The organism is Mesorhizobium sp. B2-6-2 (assembly GCF_006440615.1).
GTDB lineage: Bacteria > Pseudomonadota > Alphaproteobacteria > Rhizobiales > Rhizobiaceae > Mesorhizobium.
On record NZ_VFUG01000020.1, the window covers coordinates 1 to 15,714 of the forward strand.

Genomic DNA, 15,714 nt, shown 5'->3' on the forward strand with positions numbered 1-15,714 from the left:
CACCCAGTCGACGATCCTCCTGTCCTCGGCCTCGCGCGCCAGCCTCAGGGCCGGCAAGGCGTGGTAGAGCATGGCGGCGGTGTTCGAAGGCGCGTCGCCCTCGCCGGTGAAGCGCTTCATCCATATGCGGTCGACGGCGAGCAGATGGTTGAGCGTGCCGAGCATCGAGCCGAAGATGGCGCCGACGTCGCGACCGAGCTCGTCTTCGCCAAGATCGGCGGCGGCATCATAGAGACGGCCATTGGCCCATTGATTGTAGGCCGCAAACATCATGAAATGCTGCTTCATTCTTCCCACCCGGCTTGACGCGAATCCGGGCCCTTCGTAACCCGCAGCAACGGACCCGCCAATGACCATTCTGCTCTATGACCTCGTCGGCCATGACGTCGCCCGCCCGTTCAGCCCGCATTGCTGGAAGACCAAGATGGCACTGGCGCATAAGGGACTTGCCGCCACCAATGTGCCGACGCGCTTCCTGGAGGTGCCGAAAGTCGAAGGCGGCGTGTCGAAGACGGTGCCGGTGATCCGCGACGGCGAGCGGGTTGTCGCCGATTCCTTCGCCATCGCGCTTTATCTCGACGAAGCCTATCCGGAACGGCCGACGCTGTTTTCCGGCGAAGGCGGCAAGGCGATGGCGCGCTTTATCGAGCGCTGGTCGCAATTCACCATACACCCCTACATCGCGACGGTGGCGCTGACCGATCTGCATGCGATGCAGGACGAACCGAACGCGGCCTATTTCCGCGAGAATCGCGAGCAGCGCTATGGCAAGCGCCTGGAAGACGTCGTGGCCAGCCGCGATGCCGGGCTCCCGGCCTTTCGCGCCGCGCTGGAGCCGCTGCGCTCGACACTCGCCTACCAGCCTTTCATCGGCGGCGAGGCGCCGCTGTTTGCCGATTACATCGTGTTCGGGGCGCTGCAATGGGGCCGCATCGCCTCGCCTTTCCGGTTGCTCGACGACGGCGACAGCATCGCCCGCTGGCTCGAGCGCTGCCTCGACCTGCATGGCGGGATCGGCCGGCAGGTCGCGGCGGCGGCGTGAAGACCGCGAGTGTTGGGGGCTGGCATGTTGCGCTATGAGATGCGAGCCGAGATTTGGGTCTACCCCGGCAAGGGCGGCTGGCATTTCGTGACACTACCGGTGGAGTTCGCGGCACGGATCAAGGCGGCGATGGCGGGGCTGGCGCGCCCTTGGGGCTCGCTCGGCATCACGGCGGCGATCGGGAAGACCAGGTGGCAAACGTCGCTCTTTCCCGACAAGGCGTCCGGCAGCCTTCTGTTGCCGGTCAAGGCCTCGGTGCGCCAGCGCGAAGGTCTCAAGGCAGGGGATTCGCCGATGCTGACCATTGAGGTCGAGCTTTAGATAGGGCCGACTGAAGCCGACCGATCAAAATCCCTGTGCAGTGCCATAGTCTACTTTGACATGTCCTTGTCGCGCGCGTCCCCGTTCGGCGCATTGCCGTCGGCCAGCCTCACGCAGATCGGATCGCCCTGTTCCATGCGCACGCACTGCCATTCCGGGCCGAAGCCGAAATTCTGCTCTGCGCGCTGCGGGAAGAACAGCAGCGCGAAGGCAGCCACGGCAAGAACCACGGCCATGAAGACAATGCCCGCCATGTCGCCGCGCCTGAGGTAGGGCCAGTTCATTCGCCTCAGCTCCAAGCTGCGTCCAGCGCGTTCGCAGCCGTCCAATTATCCCGCAAAGCGCTCGCCTTGACCAGAAGCCGCCTCCCCTTGGCAAGCCGCCGGGCGGCTTGTATAGAGCCCGCCACTCCAATTTCCATTCCCACAACAAGGACGACCCTATGGCGATCGAACGCACCTTCTCCATGATCAAGCCGGACGCAACCAGGCGCAACCTGACGGGCGCCATCACCAAAATGCTGGAAGACGCCGGCCTGCGCGTCATCGCATCGCGCCGCGTCTGGATGAGCCGCCGCGAGGCGGAAGGGTTCTACGCCGTCCACAAGGATCGCCCGTTCTTCGGCGAGCTGGTGGAATTCATGTCGTCGGCGCCGACCATCGTCCAGGTGCTGGAGGGCGAGAACGCCATCGCCAAGAACCGCGAAGTGATGGGCGCCACCAATCCGGCCAACGCCGCCGAGGGCACCATCCGCAAGGTGCATGCACTATCGATCGGCGAGAATTCGGTGCATGGCTCGGACGCGCCCGAAACCGCCGCGCAGGAGATCAAGTACTGGTTCTCGGACACCGAGATCGTCGGCTGAGGCGCAAGCTCGAGTTTCACGGAACGGCCCGCTCCAGCGGGCCGTTTTTTGTTTTTGAAACGGGTGGTCACATTCGCCGCCTGCCCTAGGTTCAGCGAAATTGGCAACAAAGTAGCGCTCGGCGGCTGTGAGCCGCGCTTCCGCCGAACCGTGGGAGGGAGGCATGATCAAGCCTCATGTTTCTGAAAGTGGCCTTGCCTATCCGGACGACCTCGCCCTGTTGAAGCGCATCTATGATGAGGTCTGCGAGGAGCGCGGCATCGTTATAGGCAGTCCCGAGGCGTCGGACCTGGCGATAGAGGCGATGAGACTGTTTTCCGCCGGTGTCTTCGATGAAGTGACGATCGGCCGCCGTCTCCGAGGCGGTGACGGGGAGACCGGGGAGTTCAGTCCCCATCGCCGTAGCGGATGACTTCCACCTTCTCCCGGGTGATCAGGCAGCTCTTCGTCCTGGTCAGTGCCTTGATCTCGGGGATCAGCGCATCGATCTTCTCCGGCGCGTCGACGATCTCGACGACGATGGGCAAATCCTGCGACAGGCGCAGGATCTTGGCGGTGTGGAGCACGCTGGAGCGGCCGAAGCCGAGCGGGCCCCTCAAAACCGTGGCGCCGGCCATGCCGGTCTCGCGCGCCTTGATGACGATCGCTTCATGCAGCGGCTTGCCGTCGGCCGCCCTGTCATCCTCGCCGAAGAAGATCCTGAGCAGCGCGCATTGCGCGGGAAGTTCCATGTTCACTTCTCCCTGATCATCTGTGTTGGACCATCACCTGTTGGCCGACTGCCTGTCGACCGGCAGGCGGTTGAGCCTGGACGCCATGAGATAGCCCAGCCACGCGGCGGCGAGCGACAGGCCGACCACACTGATGAGATAGGTCGCGGCCAGCGGCAAGTCGCCCTCGAACAGCAGAGTGAAGGTGTCGAGGCTCATCGCTGAAAACGTGGTGAGGCCGCCGCAGAGGCCCGTCATGACGAAATTGCGACTGGCGGGACCGACCATCATGCGGCCGTCCGGCCCGGTCAGCGTGGCGAAAACCACGATGATCCACGAGCCGACGATATTGACGAGAGCGGTCGACCACAGCGCGTTCAGGCCGAGCAGCGAGACGATGACATAGCCCGACAGGAAGCGGGCTAGCGAGCCGATCGCCGCGCCGCAGCCGACCGCCAGATAAAGCCGCATTGCCATCTGTCTGTCCACCATCGCTCAGCCTATCGCCGCGGTGGTTGAACCAACCACCCAGACCACCGCCCAAAAGCCGAGCGCGACGAACAGCACGCACAGCACCGACGAAGCGACGACGTTGAAGGCGGCGAGCCGCCCCTCACCGTCGACCGCGAGGTTGACCGTCTGCAGGCAGAAGGACGACACCGTGGTGTAGCCGCCGAACAGGCCGACGACGATCAGGTCGCGCACGAGATCGCTGGCGAAGACGCCGCCGACCGAGCGTGCCGCGCCGGCGAAGGCGCCGATGGCCAGGGCGCCGGAAACATTGACCAACAACGTGCCCCAGGGAAAGGTCTCGCCGATGGAACGGCCGACCACGCCGGAGAGGAAAAAGCGGGAAATGCCGCCGAAGAAACCGCCGATCAGGACCAGGGCGCAAGCCGCAAGGGTCATCGCTTTCATGCCTTTCCAAACGCGATCCCAAACCGGAATCACCTCACAAGAACAGGCACGATGCGGAGCGGAAAAACAAATCCTGCCGCGCGAGAGCACGCCTGGCAGGAGTCATCAGCCCATAAGGGCGGTTTCGGGGGAACCCCATCCCCATTTTCGAGGGAACCTAGGCGGTTGCAACAGCGCGGTCAATTGCGACGTGCTGAATGACGGACAGAACCGTTGAGACGGTCAGCCCAGCCAGAGCATGATGCCGAAAAGCATGGAGCGGCTTTCAGACGACATCATGCTCTGTTGTTTTCGACGCAATTCCGGACGGAAAACCGCGCCCCGTTTTTCCCGGAATTGCTCATAAAACCCGCCGGCCCCCGGCGGGCAGACGTCATTTGGCTTGACGGTCTTTCACATTCGCATGGGCGTTCGCTGCCTCTGTATCGGTAGACGGCGTCTTCGTCTCCTCACCGGTGAACGGACTGCCCTGTCCAGGCGCAAGGTCGCCGCTGTGGCCGGCCTTGTTGGTCTGGAACGGCTGGCTGTCTGGGCTAAGGCCATGCTGCTCGGCATTGAACAGATGATCGTCCGCCCGGGCAATGCCGGCAAAGGCAATCAGCGATACACTCGCGGCTGCGAGGATGAGCATGCGCTTTTTCATGTCTGGTCTCCTTTGAGTGGCCAGATCGAGCCCGCGCATTCGGTCTGGCGGCTTAAGTGAAGGGACATTGTCCCTTGCCTGCCCGCCATCTGCATAAGTCAACGCCCGGCGTTGCCGGTTTATTCCGGAGAAAACGGTGTCCAGGCACAAAAGTTGCGCGGTCGGGCTCGGCGCACGACGTCAGCGCGCCATTTTCAGCAGAACCGTCTGAGGCTTGCCCGCCAGCGGATCGACCGGATGACTTGTACCGGTAACGAACATCAGCCGTTCGCCAACCGCGATATGCGCCTGCAGCGTATAGGTCCGGCCCTCCTGGATCGCCTTGGGATCGAAACCGATGTCGAACCTGATCGGCACCTGGCCGGTGGGCGCTATCCTGCGCTTGGCGATCACGATTGCCGGCGCATCGGCCAGCGAAACATCGGCGAGCTCGACCACGAGCACGGCGTCGGGCGGCAGCGCGATGCGCTCACGATAGATCACCTCGCCCGCGATCGTCCTTTCGTCGGCGCTGGTCGCTTCCGGCACGGCGAGCACGCCGACGACCAATGGTACCAGCCCGAAGATGAAGAATTCCGCGACCCGGTCCAGCATGAGATTGCTCCGCCAAGCAAATCGAACCAATCGACAGGCTTGGGAAGGATTGCGGTCGTTCGATGGCCGAACGGGAGTTTTTTCTGATGCATGTCGTTGCCCCAGAATCGCTGCACACTTCTGGGCGACATGCATTATTCGCGCTGTCTCTTCCAGCGCTCCGCCGCGTGATCGTCAGCCTCCTTGGCCTCGACCCAGCCGCCCTCGGAGCCGTCGGCGCGGTGTTCCTTCTTCCAGAAGGGCGCACGCGACTTCAGGTAATCCATCAGGAAATTCGCCGCCTCGAAGGCGGCCTGGCGGTGCGACGAGGCCGCGACCACCAGCACGATATTCTCGCCCGGCGCTATCTTGCCGTGGCGATGGATGACGGTGAGCCCCTGCAGCGGCCAGCGCCCGGCGGCCTCGGCGGCGATGCGGCCGATCTCGGCCTCCGCCATGCCGGGATAGTGCTCGAGCTCGAGCGCCGAGAGCGCGCCCTGCTCGTCACGGCAAAGGCCGGAAAAAGTGACCACGGCGCCGATATCGGTCCGGCCTTTGGTCAGGCCGGCGATCTCGGCGGCGACGTCGAAGTCCTCGCGCTGGATGCGGATGGCGGGCACGACCGCACCGGCCATGTCAGCCGCCGGTCATCGGCGGAAACAGGGCGATCTCGCGCGCGCCTTCGATCTTCTCGCGATGGCCGACATGTTCCTGGTTGATGGCGACGCGAATGACGTCCGGGTATTGCAGCGCGTTTTCATACTCCTCGCCGCGCGACTTCAGCCAGCGCAGCAGATCGGCTACCGTCTCGATGCCGGCAGGCAAGTCGACGTCCTCTTCCGGCTTGCCGATCCGCTCGCGCACCCAGGCGAAATAGATGAGTTTCGTCGACATCCGCGCTTCCTACTCGTCCATGATGTGCTTGAGGCCGGCGCGGAAATAGTCGTAGCCGGTGTAGAGCGTGACAAGTGCCGCGACCCACAGCAGCACGAGGCCGATCTGCGTGGTCAGCGGAAAGATCTTGTCGCCGGCGGGGCCGACCAGCAGGAAGGCGATGGCGACCATCTGTATGGTGGTCTTCCACTTGGCGAGCTGGGTCACCGGCACCGACACCTTCAAGGCGGCCAGATATTCGCGCAGGCCCGAGACCAGGATCTCGCGGCACAGGATGATGATTGCCGCCCATAGCGACCAGCCGGCGATGCCGCCATGGCGGTCGGTGTCGGCGGCAAGCAGGAGCAGGCAGGTGGCAACCAGCAATTTGTCGGCTATCGGGTCGAGCATCTTGCCGATGTTGGAAGTCTGCTGCCAGGCGCGCGCGAAATAGCCGTCAAAGTAGTCGGTGATCGAGGCAAGCAGGAAAATGACCAGCGCCGACCAGCGGGCGAAGTCGGACGACTTCAGGTGGCCTTCAAGAAAAAAGCACAGCACGACCAGCGGTACCGCGACGATGCGGGCATAGGTAAGGATGTTCGGCAGGTTGAACGCGCGCTGTGCCATGTCGTCTCGGGAAATCTCCACCGCCAGACGTACTCAAATCAGAAGCCAATGTAGGGGGTCAACAGCCGAGATTCGATTGACCAGGGAAAAATGGCGTGAAGCCCAGGCAACTTCGTCATCCACGGGCGGAGCGGCAGCGAAGCGGACGCGCAGACCCGAGGATCCATTCCGTGACCTCGCGCGGCCTGCAACGGAGCAGAACGGAGGTTTTCTGAGCCGCTGCAGCGCCTAGAGGTAACGGAATGGATTCCAGTCTGCGCCGCGTCGCTGCGCTCCTTGCTCCGCCCTGGAATGACGACACAATGGGCGTCAGCTCTCGTGGAAGTGATTGTAGACCAGCTTCGCCACATGCTCGGAAATGCCGTCGACCTTGACAAGGTCCTCGACTGCGGCGCGGCTGACCGCCTTGGCGGTGCCGAAGGCGTGGAGCAGCGCGCGCTTGCGACCGGGGCCGATGCCGGCGATCTCGTCGAGCGGGCTTTTGACCATCTCCTTCTTGCGGCGGGCGCGGTGCGAGCCAATGGCGAAACGGTGCACCTCGTCGCGCAGGCGTTGGACGAAATAGAGCACCGGGTCGCGTACCGGCAGCATGAAACTTTCCCTGCCCTTGACGAAGAAGCGCTCGCGGCCGGCGTCGCGGTCCGGGCCCTTGGCGATACCGATGGCCACCACCCTGTCCTCGACGCCGAGATCGGCAAGAATCTGGCGCACGGCCGTCATCTGGCCCTGGCCGCCGTCGATCAGGATGACGTCGGGCCAGGCCGGGAAGCCGCCATTGCCGGCGACCAGATCCTCCTCGCCGGCTTCGTCCTCGACGGCCGAGCCGGGCTGGACGTCGCCATGCTCCTTGAGCAGCCGCGAAAAGCGCCGCTGCATCACCTCGCGCATCATGCCGAAATCGTCGCCCGGCGTGATCTCGGTGGAGCGGATGTTGAATTTCCGGTACTGGTTCTTCACGAAACCTTCCGGTCCGGCGACGACCATGGCGCCGACCGCGTTGGTGCCCATGATGTGCGAATTGTCGTAGACCTCGATGCGTACCGGCGGCTTTGCCAGGCCGAAGGTCTCGGCGAAGCCGGCGAGCAGCCGCGCCTGCGTCGAGGTCTCGGCCAACCTGCGGCCAAGCGCCTCGCGCGCGTTCTGCAGCGCGTGGTCAGTCAGCTCCTTCTTCTCGCCGCGCTGCGGCACCGAAATCGTAATCTTGCGGCCGGCATGGGTCGCGAGCGCCTCTGCGAGCAGCTCCTGTTCCTGCGCGGGCTGCGACAGAAGCAGCATGCGCGCCGGCAGTTTGTCGTCATAGAATTGCGCCAGGAACGAGCCCAGCACCTCCGCCGGCTCCAGCGCCGGATCGGCCTTGGGGAAATAGGCGCGGTTGCCCCAGTTCTGACCGGTGCGGAAGAAGAACACCTGGATGCAGGTCTGGCCGCCCTCCTGGTGGATGGCGAAGACGTCGGCCTCCTCGACCGTCTGCGGGTTGATGCCCTGATGTGCCTGGACATGCGAGAGCGCCGCAAGCCGGTCGCGGTAGATGGCGGCGCGCTCGAAATCGAGCTCTTCGGAGGCCTGCTGCATGGCGGCCGAGATTTCGGTCTTCACCTTCTGGCTGCGGCCGGAGAGGAAATCCTTGGCCTCGGCGACCAGTTCGGCATAGCCCTGATGCGAGATCTCGCCGGTGCAAGGCCCGGCGCAGCGCTTGATCTGATAGAGCAGGCACGGCCTTGTGCGGTTCTCGTAGAAAGAGTTGGTGCAGCTTCGAAGCAGGAAGGCGCGCTGCAGCGAGTTGATGGTGCGCCCGACGGCGCCGGCGGAAGCGAAGGGGCCGAAATAGTCGCCTTTTCGCGAGCGCGCGCCGCGATGCTTGTAGATGCCGGGCGAGACATGGTCGCCGGTCAAGAGGATATAGGGGAAGGACTTGTCGTCCCGCATCAGCACGTTGAAACGGGGCCGCAGCCGCTTGATGAGGTTGGCCTCGAGCAGCAGGGCCTCGATCTCGGTACGGGTGACGACGAATTCCATCGTCGCCGTCTCGCGCACCATGCGTCCGATGCGGGCGGTGTGGAAGCGCCCCTGCGCGTAATTGGTGACGCGCTTCTTCAGGCTGCGCGCCTTGCCGACATAGAGCACGTCGCCGGCGGCGTTCATCATGCGATAGACGCCGGGCTGGTTGGGCAGCCGCTTGACCAGGGTCTGGATCACCTCTGCGCCGACCATGCCGTCGGCGTCGCCGGCGTGCGGCGTCCAGTCGATGGCCGTGAAGGCGACCTCGGGGCCGGACGGCAAAGGCTCGGCCTCGACAATCTCCTCCGCCGCCTCGTCCTCAACGTCCATCTCGGGGTCGACATCGGGCGGCAGATCGTCGGCGGCGCCGTTTCGTTTGTCTCTTTGGGCTACGGGACTCATTCCACCATGCCTGTCACATCGGGCGTCTGCCACGCAAGATGCTGGCCGCCATCGAGCGCGATCATCTGGCCGGTCACCGAGCGTGCGCGCCAAAGATAGCGGATCGTGGCACCGAATTCGGGCAATTGCGGGCCGCGCTTCAGGATCAGGCCCTCGACCTGGCTTTCGAAATCATCGTCATCCTGGCGCTTGTTCTTCAGTGTCGGGCCAGGACCTATGGCGTTGACGCGGATGCGCGGTCCGAGCGCCTGTGCAAGCATTTGCGTTTGCGTCCACAGAGCCGATTTCGACAGCGCATAGGAGAAATAGCGCGGCGTCGGCCGCCAGACGCGCTGGTCGACGATGTTGACGATCAGCCCCTCCCCGTCTTGCGGCAGCGCGCGGGCAAAGTTCTGCGCCAAAAGCGCCGGCGCCTTCACATGGATGGCGAAGTGGCGGTCCCAGGCCTGCCAGTCGAAATCCTCGACGCGATCGTCGACAAACAACGAAGCGTTGTTGACCAGCAGCGTGACGGCTCCGAGCGCCGCCTGCGCGCGACCGACAAGCTCACCCACGGCATCCATGTCGGTGAGGTCGGCGGCGACCACGGCGGCGCGGCCGCCCTCGGCCACGATCTTCTTTGCCAACGCCTCGGCCTCGTTGCCGGAGCGATTGGCGTGGATGGCGACGGCGAAGCCATTGGCGGCCAGATCCTCTACGATCGCCTTGCCGATCCGCCTTGCTCCACCCGTCACCAGCGCGACGGTCGCGGCTTGTCTCATGCTGTCAATCCTCAATCGGCTTCACGATTCCGGGAAGCCGGCACAATGTGACGGGCCAAGCGTTAAATGCCATTTCCACCTGGGGCAGGAATGTGGCGAAGCGGCCCGGACGCGCTTCCGCCCTATCGGATTCGGGGCGCCGTTCCCGGCAATATATGTCGCCGGACCCCTTGAACCAAGCGGTGTGCAGCGCAACATGATTAGCCTGCTGACATTCGCTGTTGCGAAGATGCAACGTCAACTTTCGGCCTTATTCGCGCCGGGGAATGACCCAAGTTCAGGTTCGCTTCAGCCGCATTTCAGCACGACATTTGGAACCGTTGAGCGCCAAGCCCGTTTATCCCCCCGGACGGGCCGGGGCGTTTCATGAACAAAAAAGCCTACGTGTCTTGTGGCTTAAGGAGAGTATAACAATGAAGACCAATTTCAAATTCGCGCCGCTTGCCGCTGCGCTCGGGCTGTTCGCCTTTGGTGGCACCGCCTTTGCGGCCGACGTCGTTTCCGAAGAGCCGCCGGCTCCCGCTCCGGTTGCCGAGCTTCCGGTCGCTTCCTGGGCCGGCCCCTATGCCGGTATCAATCTCGGCTACGGCTTCGGCGGCCATGTGAAGGCCCCGGGCGTCGACGCCAAGACCAAGGGTTTCATCGGCGGCGTTTTCGGCGGCTACAACTGGCAGCAGGAGAACTTCGTGTACGGTGCTGAAGCCGACCTCGGCTATAACGGCACCAAGGGCTCGGATAACGGCCTTTCCGCTAAGTCCGGCATCGAGGGTTCGCTGCGCGCTCGCCTCGGCTATGCCGTGACCCCGGAAATCCTGCTCTACGGCACGGGCGGTCTCGCTGCCAAGAACCAGAAGATCGATGACAGTGTCACCGGCGTAAACGACAGCAAGGCCATGCTCGGCTGGACCGCCGGCGCCGGCACCGACATCAAGATCACGGACAACGTGTTCGGCCGCGTCGAATACCGCTACACCGACTACGGCAGCAAGAACTTCGGCGCCACTGGCAAGGTCAAGTCTTCGGACAACCGCGTCACCTTCGGCGTCGGTATGAAGTTCTAAGTCGTAGAAGCCACGACACGGAAAAGCCGGGCCTTGCGCCCGGCTTTTTTTGTGTTTGCAATCCTGTCCTTCTGCCCTTGTCGGGAGCTTGCCGGTTTCGAGAAGTTTTGAACGAGCAGGCAACAAACTTCACGCGAGCCGTATCGCCCACATTTCAGGGAGTCGCCGTCGACGGCGCCTGCTGGAAGTCCTCATGGACCGGAATCGATTGCAGCCGGTCGAGCCATTTTGCTCTTGAGCGCATCATGACTTGCGCGTCCGCACGGTACTCGCCCGGGTCGTCCAGCGTGGCGGCGTGGACATGGATCTCGGCAGGCCATCGGTCGGAGCGGAAGTAGAGCCTCGCGCCGCAGGACGGGCAGAAACCGCGAAAAGTATTCGGGCTGCTTTCATAGTGCCTGATGTCGCCGCTCCAGCTCAGCTTGTCCGGCCTCATTCCCAGAAAGGCCGTGAAGGGGGCGGATGTCGCCCGCTGACAATCGGTACAGTGACAGACCAGGTTGCGCGTGATCTCGCCTGAATAGGCCCAGGCCACAGCACCGCACATGCAATGTCCATTGAGTGCCATCGCTTCCTCCCCTGGCCGTGCGTTCCTCGAAGCCAGCTCAACAACACTGACACGTCGCGGCTCGGAAGGCTGGTGCGACGAGCGGCTTACGCGCGTTTCTTTGCGACCTTGGCGGGTTTGACCTTCGGCGGCAAAGTTTCGACGAATGCCAGCGCAAGGCCGAGCCAGCCACGGAGATCCGCCTCGGTGGCTGTGCCTTCCGGCGCGACATGGACATAACCTTCCATCGAGCGTCCGCCCATTTCCATCGGGCTTGCATGGGGCCGTGCGGCTGCGGCCGCATGCGCGGCCTTGCCGACACGCACCAGCAAGCCGCGCTTCGACGTGCCGATCAGCATGTTGCCGTCGATCATGAAGCAGGTGCCGCCGAACATTTTCTGTTCGGTGAAGGCGCGCCGGCCGAGCGCCGCGCGCAGACGCTCGACCATCGGGTCGGGCGCGAGGCTCGTTGAGGGCTTTGCCATGTCACCACTCCGACTTGGGCGGTGTTAGGCAAGCATGGAAACGGACGGGGTTCAAGACGGGCGCGAGGCCGAAGCTGCCAATCTCCCCCCTTGTGGGGGAGATGGCCGGCAGGCCAGAGGGGGGCGCGAAGGAACGCCAACTTTCGAGGCGGCCCCGTTACCTTTGTTGGCGGCACATGCTCGGCAATACTGAGATGCCGGCGGGACAGCGCCCCCCTCTGCCCTGCCGGGCATCTCCCCCACAAGGGGGGAGATCAGCTGTTTCTACCCCGGCACGCAGCCCTTCAGCTCCGGAAACTTCTCATCAAACCTCGCGGCCCAGCGCACGAGCCGGCTGCGGCCCTTCTCCCATTGTCCGGAAAAGCGCAGCGCCAGATAGCCGAGGCAGGCGCGCAGCGCCATATGGCCGGCGGTGATCTTCTTCGGCAGCTTCGGCGGGTTGGCGTTGATGAGGTCGAGCGCGGCGGTGATCTTCGCCCACTGGCGATCGAGCCAGGGCTGGTGGACCATCGCTTCCGGACGCGTGCGTCGTTCATAGACCATCGACAGCGCGCAATCGCAGATGCCGTCGGCCAGCGCCTCGAGAACTTCCGCTTCGAGCCGCTTGTCGGGATTGCGGGGGAACAGCGCGCTCTTCGACAGCCGGTTGAGATGTTGCGTGATGGTGCGGCTGTCATGGATCGACCGGCCGTCCTCCAGCACCAGCACCGGGATCTTGCCGAGCGGATTGGCCGAGATCAGCTCGGCCGGCTTGTCCTCCGTCTTGACCGGCACGAGATCGATGGCGATGCCGGCATGAACGGCCGCCATGCGGACCTTCGAACTGTAAGGGGACGCGGAAGCGTAAAGCAGCTTCGGCATGATCGGTTTTCCCAGTTTGTTCGCGGCACTGTCGACCGAATGGGTCTCCAGGGCAACGGCCCAGCAAGGCCAATCCAGCTTGGCCAATGCATTTTGGCAGCGCGGGCGCGGCAACAAAAAAGCTCCCGGAAGTTTTGCCTGGCAGCAAAATTTCCGAGAGCTTTAGGAGGAGCGTGCGCTCCGGCTCCGTTCACCGTGACACCGAATTGGCGAAAGGGGTGCCTGAGTGGCACCCGCCCTCACCCGTTGCGGTTCGCGAGCGAAGCTACGCGATTACTTCTTGGCGGCCGGCTTCTTGGCCGGAGCTGCCTTCTTCACGGCTGCCGGTGCCTTGGCGGCGGCGGCCTTCATCGGAGCCTTGGCGGCGGGCTTGGCCGCGGCCTTCGCTGCCGGCTTCTTGGCGGCGGGCTTGGCCGCCGGCTTTGCCGCTGCCTTGACGGCGGGCTTGGCCGCGGCCTTCGCTACCGGCTTCTTGGCGGCGGGCTTAGCCGCAGCCTTCGCTGCCGGCTTCGCTGCTGCCTTGGCCGGGGCCTTGGCGGCGGCCTTCGGTGCGGCTGCCTTCTTCACTGCTGCAGGTTTCGCGGCAGCTTTAGCTGCCGGCTTCTTTGCCGGCGCTTTCGCCGCCGGCGCCTTGGTTGTCGTCTTTGCCATGCGATGCCCCTTGCGTTTTGCCAATGGTCGTGAGTGACCCGGCGTGTCTATGCATATCTGACTCGCGACTGTCTAGCCAGCGAAGCAACACAATGATTTTCAGTTATTGAATTTTGGTTACACGAAACGCTTTAAGATGCATCTCATTGAAAAATTGTGAGCGAATCTGTCACTTTCGAAGTGATGGCCCGACCCACAGATTTTCGCGCAGCTTCTATCGCCCGATCCTCCATCGACCGGCGGCATAACCTTGCATCGCAATGTGAGCAGAGCGCTCATAATAGATAAGAGGCCGTCGACCGTCGACTTCATCTTGTCCAGCAGAAACATCTACAGACGAACCGGCTAGATGCGACGACCAAAGCTTGAGCGCTTTAAAGTGAGCGTAAGGCTCATATTCAGGCGCCGCATTCAAACGCCCGCCGGGTGGCGTCCGGGCCGCAGGCGGCGCGCCGGCTCGGCCTTGTGCAGATGGACGGCGTAGGTGTCCCAGGGCGGCGAGAGCGCCATGGCGGCCAGCATGCGGCCGATTTCGCCGCGATGGTAGCTGCCGTGCAAGACGATATGGATCAGCATCTCCTGCCTCGTCATGCAGCCCCTGTTGCCGTCAGTGAAGGTGAAAGCGACAGGACCACCAAGCTCTTGCTCCGAAACGGTTTCGAGATAGTCGAGATACCAGCCGTCGATCTCGGCCAAGGCGGCGCGCAATGCGCGCGGCTCGGGCGTGTCCGGCGTATTATCGCTCGCATAGCCATGGGCGACGCCCTTCAGATGCGCGGCAAAAATCCGCGCCACGACATGGATATGGTTCATCAGACGGATTGCGGCGTGGCACTCTCCCGCGTCGCGAGAAGGGTCGATCCCGCCAAGCTTCTCCACCAATTCATCGTTCGCCCAGGCCTGATAGGCGAGCATGCCCTTCAGCAAGGTCTTGGCGCTCATCTTTGCCGCCCCATTTGCGTTGGTGAAATGAATGTGAGTATCCTGTCTATATTCTCGGGAGACGGGCCCAGCATGTCTACTCGCGTTGCAAAGCCGGCCGCACGCATGCGCAAGCAGCCGCGCCAGGCGCGTTCGATCGCCACCGTCGAGGCGATCATCGAAGCCGGTGCTCACGTTTTGAGCGAGCTCGGCTGGGCAGGCTTTTCCACCAACAAGGTGGCCGAGGCCGCGGGCGTCAGCATCGGCTCGCTCTATCAATATTTCCCCGACAAGCTCGCCCTGGTCGAAGCGATCCGGCGCCGCCACTTCGATCATGTGCTGTCGGTGATTCGCGAAGCGGCGGCCGACGAGAAGCCGCTCAGGCAATTCGCGCGCGAGCTGGTGCGCGGCATGATCGGAGCGCACTCGATCCATCCGACGCTGCACCAGGTGCTGCTCGACGAAGCACCCGGCGACCGCGGCTCGCGCGCCGCCCATGCCTCGTTCCAGGCGCGCTATCTCGAACACTATGCGGCGGCCGTCGCGCAGTATCGCAAGCGCCGCAAGGATACCGAGACGATGGCGCGCGTGCTCTCCTCGGCGATCGAGGGCGTGATCCACAATGCGGCACGGCGCAACATGCTCGACGCGCCGGAATTGCAGAAGCAGCTGGTCGAGTTGATCGAGGCTTACGTATCGGGCCGCAAGGCAGCCTGAGCGAGCGGCAGCGAAACAGCTATGAGCGGGAGCTGCTTGCATGACTGCCGGCGGCGGACCTCTGAAAGCGAGAAGCCAACTTCCGACAGGTCGGCGGGACAGCGCCCCCCTCTGTCCTGCCGGACATCTCCCCCACAAGGGGGGAGATCAGTTGGCGCGCCGGCTTTCGCCAATCACCAACTCTACAGAATGCAGCTGAACGCCGAAGCCGCTATCTCCCCCCTTGTGGGGGAGATGGCCGGCAGGCCAGAGGGGGGCGCCGTAGAGCGCCCGCAAAATATCATCGCAGCACGCGGCAGCGGCCGTTATACACCAGCCAGCGGTCGAAGCCCAAGACGCAGAATTCGACATTGTCGCCGATCGAGGCAAAGCCCTGACCTTCCTCGATCAGGTAGAAGATCGAACGGTCGCGGCCGTCCGTCAGGTTGACGGTGGCGCGGCAATAGTGGCGGCCGATCGGCCATTCGTCGCTCGCCGGCTCATAGCGATGCTGGCGGATGTTGCGGAAATCGGTGATCGCGACGTCGGGCAGATGCGGCACGTGATGCACCTGATAGGAGAAGCGGTCGGTGATCTTGCTCAACACCCAGGCCTCGCCGCAGACGCTGCCGTCGTCGCCGCTGTAGACGGAAAGATCGGCGGCCTGCGCCGCCTGGGTAAAGCCCAGCGGAGCGGCAAAGGGGGTGGACAGGGCAACCAGCGCGGCAAGGGCGGAATGGGCGAAGCGAGTCATGACAG

Annotated in this window: 25 protein-coding genes and 1 riboswitch; of the genes, 7 read left to right on the top strand and 18 right to left on the bottom strand. The window is 63.7% G+C overall.

The genetic code is table 11. The features are described 5' to 3' along the window. The coding region (locus FJ419_RS26040) for a DinB family protein (RefSeq protein ID WP_281405837.1) at nucleotides 1-288 on the bottom strand (288 nt) is incomplete at its 3' end. 61 nt (nucleotides 289-349) lie between these two features. Between FJ419_RS26040 and FJ419_RS26045 the strand changes: the two genes are divergently transcribed. Both FJ419_RS26045 and FJ419_RS26050 read left to right on the top strand, forming a co-directional pair. After that, a complete protein-coding gene (locus tag FJ419_RS26045) occupies nucleotides 350-1,042 on the top strand; it encodes a glutathione S-transferase family protein (RefSeq protein WP_140700005.1) in 693 nt (230 codons plus the stop codon). Nucleotides 1,043-1,066: 24 nt separating this feature from the next. Continuing rightward, the gene (locus FJ419_RS26050) at nucleotides 1,067-1,363 is read left to right on the top strand and encodes a DUF1905 domain-containing protein (protein WP_140700008.1); all 297 of its coding nucleotides are present in this window, start codon (nucleotides 1,067-1,069) and stop codon (nucleotides 1,361-1,363) included. Between the two features lie 50 nt (nucleotides 1,364-1,413). On the opposite strand, the gene FJ419_RS26055 is transcribed toward FJ419_RS26050, so the two are convergent. Next, nucleotides 1,414-1,647 carry a hypothetical protein gene (locus FJ419_RS26055; RefSeq protein ID WP_140700011.1) on the bottom strand — a complete coding sequence of 78 codons (234 nt, stop codon included), beginning with the start codon at nucleotides 1,645-1,647 and terminating at the stop codon, nucleotides 1,414-1,416. A gap of 158 nt (nucleotides 1,648-1,805) precedes the next feature. Between FJ419_RS26055 and ndk the strand changes: the two genes are divergently transcribed. After that, nucleotides 1,806-2,228, top strand: a complete 423-nt coding sequence (gene ndk / locus FJ419_RS26060) for a nucleoside-diphosphate kinase (RefSeq protein ID WP_027165590.1) — start codon at nucleotides 1,806-1,808, stop codon at nucleotides 2,226-2,228. A 163-nt stretch (nucleotides 2,229-2,391) separates the two neighbouring features. Continuing rightward, nucleotides 2,392-2,640 (top strand): hypothetical protein, encoded by a 249-nt coding sequence (locus tag FJ419_RS26065; RefSeq protein WP_140700016.1) that lies wholly within the window; start codon nucleotides 2,392-2,394, stop codon nucleotides 2,638-2,640. Here the strand turns inward: FJ419_RS26065 and FJ419_RS26070 are convergent. The 10 genes from FJ419_RS26070 to FJ419_RS26115 all read right to left on the bottom strand — a co-directional run bounded on the left by FJ419_RS26070 (nucleotide 2,615) and on the right by FJ419_RS26115 (nucleotide 9,733). Then, on the bottom strand, nucleotides 2,615-2,959 hold the full coding sequence (locus tag FJ419_RS26070; protein WP_140700021.1) for a DUF190 domain-containing protein: 345 nt from the start codon (nucleotides 2,957-2,959) through the stop codon (nucleotides 2,615-2,617). The two genes, FJ419_RS26065 and FJ419_RS26070, sit on opposite strands and share 26 nt — an antisense overlap. A gap of 33 nt (nucleotides 2,960-2,992) precedes the next feature. Beyond that, nucleotides 2,993-3,430, bottom strand: coding sequence for a fluoride efflux transporter CrcB (gene crcB, locus FJ419_RS26075; RefSeq protein WP_140700026.1), 438 nt, complete (start codon nucleotides 3,428-3,430; stop codon nucleotides 2,993-2,995). Nucleotides 3,431-3,433: 3 nt separating this feature from the next. Continuing rightward, nucleotides 3,434-3,847 carry a fluoride efflux transporter CrcB gene (gene crcB, locus FJ419_RS26080; protein ID WP_140700219.1) on the bottom strand — a complete coding sequence of 138 codons (414 nt, stop codon included), beginning with the start codon at nucleotides 3,845-3,847 and terminating at the stop codon, nucleotides 3,434-3,436. Nucleotides 3,848-3,945: 98 nt separating this feature from the next. Next, nucleotides 3,946-4,008: riboswitch (Fluoride riboswitch) on the bottom strand. A gap of 221 nt (nucleotides 4,009-4,229) precedes the next feature. Beyond that, a complete protein-coding gene (locus FJ419_RS26085; protein WP_246676253.1) occupies nucleotides 4,230-4,499 on the bottom strand; it encodes a hypothetical protein in 270 nt (89 codons plus the stop codon). 180 nt (nucleotides 4,500-4,679) lie between these two features. After that, nucleotides 4,680-5,093: a YbaY family lipoprotein gene (locus FJ419_RS26090; RefSeq protein WP_140700029.1), complete on the bottom strand. Its 414-nt coding sequence runs from the start codon at nucleotides 5,091-5,093 to the stop codon at nucleotides 4,680-4,682. Between the two features lie 134 nt (nucleotides 5,094-5,227). After that, nucleotides 5,228-5,707, bottom strand: coding sequence for a molybdenum cofactor biosynthesis protein MoaE (locus FJ419_RS26095; RefSeq protein WP_140700032.1), 480 nt, complete (start codon nucleotides 5,705-5,707; stop codon nucleotides 5,228-5,230). Between the two features lies 1 nt (nucleotide 5,708). After that, nucleotides 5,709-5,966 (bottom strand): molybdopterin converting factor subunit 1, encoded by a 258-nt coding sequence (gene moaD / locus FJ419_RS26100; protein WP_095767047.1) that lies wholly within the window; start codon nucleotides 5,964-5,966, stop codon nucleotides 5,709-5,711. A gap of 9 nt (nucleotides 5,967-5,975) precedes the next feature. Next, complete coding sequence (gene pgsA, locus FJ419_RS26105; RefSeq protein WP_040984724.1) at nucleotides 5,976-6,572, bottom strand: CDP-diacylglycerol--glycerol-3-phosphate 3-phosphatidyltransferase; 597 nt, start codon at nucleotides 6,570-6,572, stop codon at nucleotides 5,976-5,978. Between the two features lie 309 nt (nucleotides 6,573-6,881). Then, a complete protein-coding gene (gene uvrC, locus FJ419_RS26110; protein WP_140700035.1) occupies nucleotides 6,882-8,972 on the bottom strand; it encodes an excinuclease ABC subunit UvrC in 2,091 nt (696 codons plus the stop codon). Beyond that, nucleotides 8,969-9,733 (bottom strand): SDR family oxidoreductase, encoded by a 765-nt coding sequence (locus FJ419_RS26115; RefSeq protein WP_140700038.1) that lies wholly within the window; start codon nucleotides 9,731-9,733, stop codon nucleotides 8,969-8,971. Before FJ419_RS26115 ends, uvrC begins: the two co-directional genes overlap by 4 nt. A gap of 413 nt (nucleotides 9,734-10,146) precedes the next feature. On the opposite strand from FJ419_RS26115, the gene FJ419_RS26120 reads away from it, so the two are divergent. Next, entirely contained in the window at nucleotides 10,147-10,794 is a 648-nt protein-coding gene (locus tag FJ419_RS26120) for an outer membrane protein (RefSeq protein WP_140540903.1), read from the top strand. Between the two features lie 154 nt (nucleotides 10,795-10,948). Here the strand turns inward: FJ419_RS26120 and FJ419_RS26125 are convergent, their stop codons facing one another. The 3 genes from FJ419_RS26125 to FJ419_RS26135 all read right to left on the bottom strand — a co-directional run bounded on the left by FJ419_RS26125 (nucleotide 10,949) and on the right by FJ419_RS26135 (nucleotide 12,687). Continuing rightward, nucleotides 10,949-11,362, bottom strand: a complete 414-nt coding sequence (locus FJ419_RS26125) for a GFA family protein (RefSeq protein WP_140700044.1) — start codon at nucleotides 11,360-11,362, stop codon at nucleotides 10,949-10,951. A gap of 86 nt (nucleotides 11,363-11,448) precedes the next feature. Continuing rightward, nucleotides 11,449-11,826, bottom strand: a complete 378-nt coding sequence (locus FJ419_RS26130) for a TfoX/Sxy family protein (protein ID WP_140700050.1) — start codon at nucleotides 11,824-11,826, stop codon at nucleotides 11,449-11,451. A 264-nt stretch (nucleotides 11,827-12,090) separates the two neighbouring features. Then, on the bottom strand, nucleotides 12,091-12,687 hold the full coding sequence (locus FJ419_RS26135; protein WP_140700062.1) for a glutathione S-transferase family protein: 597 nt from the start codon (nucleotides 12,685-12,687) through the stop codon (nucleotides 12,091-12,093). On the opposite strand from FJ419_RS26135, the gene FJ419_RS30920 reads away from it, so the two are divergent. Further along, entirely contained in the window at nucleotides 12,686-12,853 is a 168-nt protein-coding gene (locus FJ419_RS30920; protein WP_181170812.1) for a hypothetical protein, read from the top strand. The two genes, FJ419_RS26135 and FJ419_RS30920, sit on opposite strands and share 2 nt — an antisense overlap. Before the next feature lie 107 nt (nucleotides 12,854-12,960). On the opposite strand, the gene FJ419_RS26140 is transcribed toward FJ419_RS30920, so the two are convergent. Together FJ419_RS26140 and FJ419_RS26145 are read right to left on the bottom strand one after the other, a co-directional pair. Beyond that, complete coding sequence (locus FJ419_RS26140; protein ID WP_181165047.1) at nucleotides 12,961-13,338, bottom strand: hypothetical protein; 378 nt, start codon at nucleotides 13,336-13,338, stop codon at nucleotides 12,961-12,963. A 411-nt stretch (nucleotides 13,339-13,749) separates the two neighbouring features. Further along, the gene (locus FJ419_RS26145) at nucleotides 13,750-14,280 is read right to left on the bottom strand and encodes a DinB family protein (RefSeq protein ID WP_140700067.1); all 531 of its coding nucleotides are present in this window, start codon (nucleotides 14,278-14,280) and stop codon (nucleotides 13,750-13,752) included. A 105-nt stretch (nucleotides 14,281-14,385) separates the two neighbouring features. On the opposite strand from FJ419_RS26145, the gene FJ419_RS26150 reads away from it, so the two are divergent. Beyond that, on the top strand, nucleotides 14,386-14,976 hold the full coding sequence (locus FJ419_RS26150) for a TetR/AcrR family transcriptional regulator (protein ID WP_140541114.1): 591 nt from the start codon (nucleotides 14,386-14,388) through the stop codon (nucleotides 14,974-14,976). A 280-nt stretch (nucleotides 14,977-15,256) separates the two neighbouring features. On the opposite strand, the gene FJ419_RS26155 is transcribed toward FJ419_RS26150, so the two are convergent. Then, a complete protein-coding gene (locus FJ419_RS26155) occupies nucleotides 15,257-15,709 on the bottom strand; it encodes a hypothetical protein (protein WP_140700070.1) in 453 nt (150 codons plus the stop codon). Nucleotides 15,710-15,714 lie beyond the last annotated feature (5 nt).

Coding starts and splice junctions, on each gene's coding strand:
- FJ419_RS26045 (WP_140700005.1), top strand. CDS start 350: ATGACCATTCTGCTCTATGACCTCGTCGGCCATGACGTCGCCCGCCCG.
- FJ419_RS26050 (WP_140700008.1), top strand. CDS start 1,067: ATGTTGCGCTATGAGATGCGAGCCGAGATTTGGGTCTACCCCGGCAAG.
- FJ419_RS26055 (WP_140700011.1), bottom strand. CDS start 1,647: ATGAACTGGCCCTACCTCAGGCGCGGCGACATGGCGGGCATTGTCTTC.
- ndk (WP_027165590.1), top strand. CDS start 1,806: ATGGCGATCGAACGCACCTTCTCCATGATCAAGCCGGACGCAACCAGG.
- FJ419_RS26065 (WP_140700016.1), top strand. CDS start 2,392: ATGATCAAGCCTCATGTTTCTGAAAGTGGCCTTGCCTATCCGGACGAC.
- FJ419_RS26070 (WP_140700021.1), bottom strand. CDS start 2,959: ATGGAACTTCCCGCGCAATGCGCGCTGCTCAGGATCTTCTTCGGCGAG.
- crcB (WP_140700026.1), bottom strand. CDS start 3,430: ATGGTGGACAGACAGATGGCAATGCGGCTTTATCTGGCGGTCGGCTGC.
- crcB (WP_140700219.1), bottom strand. CDS start 3,847: ATGACCCTTGCGGCTTGCGCCCTGGTCCTGATCGGCGGTTTCTTCGGC.
- FJ419_RS26085 (WP_246676253.1), bottom strand. CDS start 4,499: ATGAAAAAGCGCATGCTCATCCTCGCAGCCGCGAGTGTATCGCTGATT.
- FJ419_RS26090 (WP_140700029.1), bottom strand. CDS start 5,093: ATGCTGGACCGGGTCGCGGAATTCTTCATCTTCGGGCTGGTACCATTG.
- FJ419_RS26095 (WP_140700032.1), bottom strand. CDS start 5,707: ATGGCCGGTGCGGTCGTGCCCGCCATCCGCATCCAGCGCGAGGACTTC.
- moaD (WP_095767047.1), bottom strand. CDS start 5,966: ATGTCGACGAAACTCATCTATTTCGCCTGGGTGCGCGAGCGGATCGGC.
- pgsA (WP_040984724.1), bottom strand. CDS start 6,572: ATGGCACAGCGCGCGTTCAACCTGCCGAACATCCTTACCTATGCCCGC.
- uvrC (WP_140700035.1), bottom strand. CDS start 8,972: ATGAGTCCCGTAGCCCAAAGAGACAAACGAAACGGCGCCGCCGACGAT.
- FJ419_RS26115 (WP_140700038.1), bottom strand. CDS start 9,733: ATGAGACAAGCCGCGACCGTCGCGCTGGTGACGGGTGGAGCAAGGCGG.
- FJ419_RS26120 (WP_140540903.1), top strand. CDS start 10,147: ATGAAGACCAATTTCAAATTCGCGCCGCTTGCCGCTGCGCTCGGGCTG.
- FJ419_RS26125 (WP_140700044.1), bottom strand. CDS start 11,362: ATGGCACTCAATGGACATTGCATGTGCGGTGCTGTGGCCTGGGCCTAT.
- FJ419_RS26130 (WP_140700050.1), bottom strand. CDS start 11,826: ATGGCAAAGCCCTCAACGAGCCTCGCGCCCGACCCGATGGTCGAGCGT.
- FJ419_RS30920 (WP_181170812.1), top strand. CDS start 12,686: ATGATCGGTTTTCCCAGTTTGTTCGCGGCACTGTCGACCGAATGGGTC.
- FJ419_RS26135 (WP_140700062.1), bottom strand. CDS start 12,687: ATGCCGAAGCTGCTTTACGCTTCCGCGTCCCCTTACAGTTCGAAGGTC.
- FJ419_RS26140 (WP_181165047.1), bottom strand. CDS start 13,338: ATGGCAAAGACGACAACCAAGGCGCCGGCGGCGAAAGCGCCGGCAAAG.
- FJ419_RS26145 (WP_140700067.1), bottom strand. CDS start 14,280: ATGAGCGCCAAGACCTTGCTGAAGGGCATGCTCGCCTATCAGGCCTGG.
- FJ419_RS26150 (WP_140541114.1), top strand. CDS start 14,386: ATGCGCAAGCAGCCGCGCCAGGCGCGTTCGATCGCCACCGTCGAGGCG.
- FJ419_RS26155 (WP_140700070.1), bottom strand. CDS start 15,709: ATGACTCGCTTCGCCCATTCCGCCCTTGCCGCGCTGGTTGCCCTGTCC.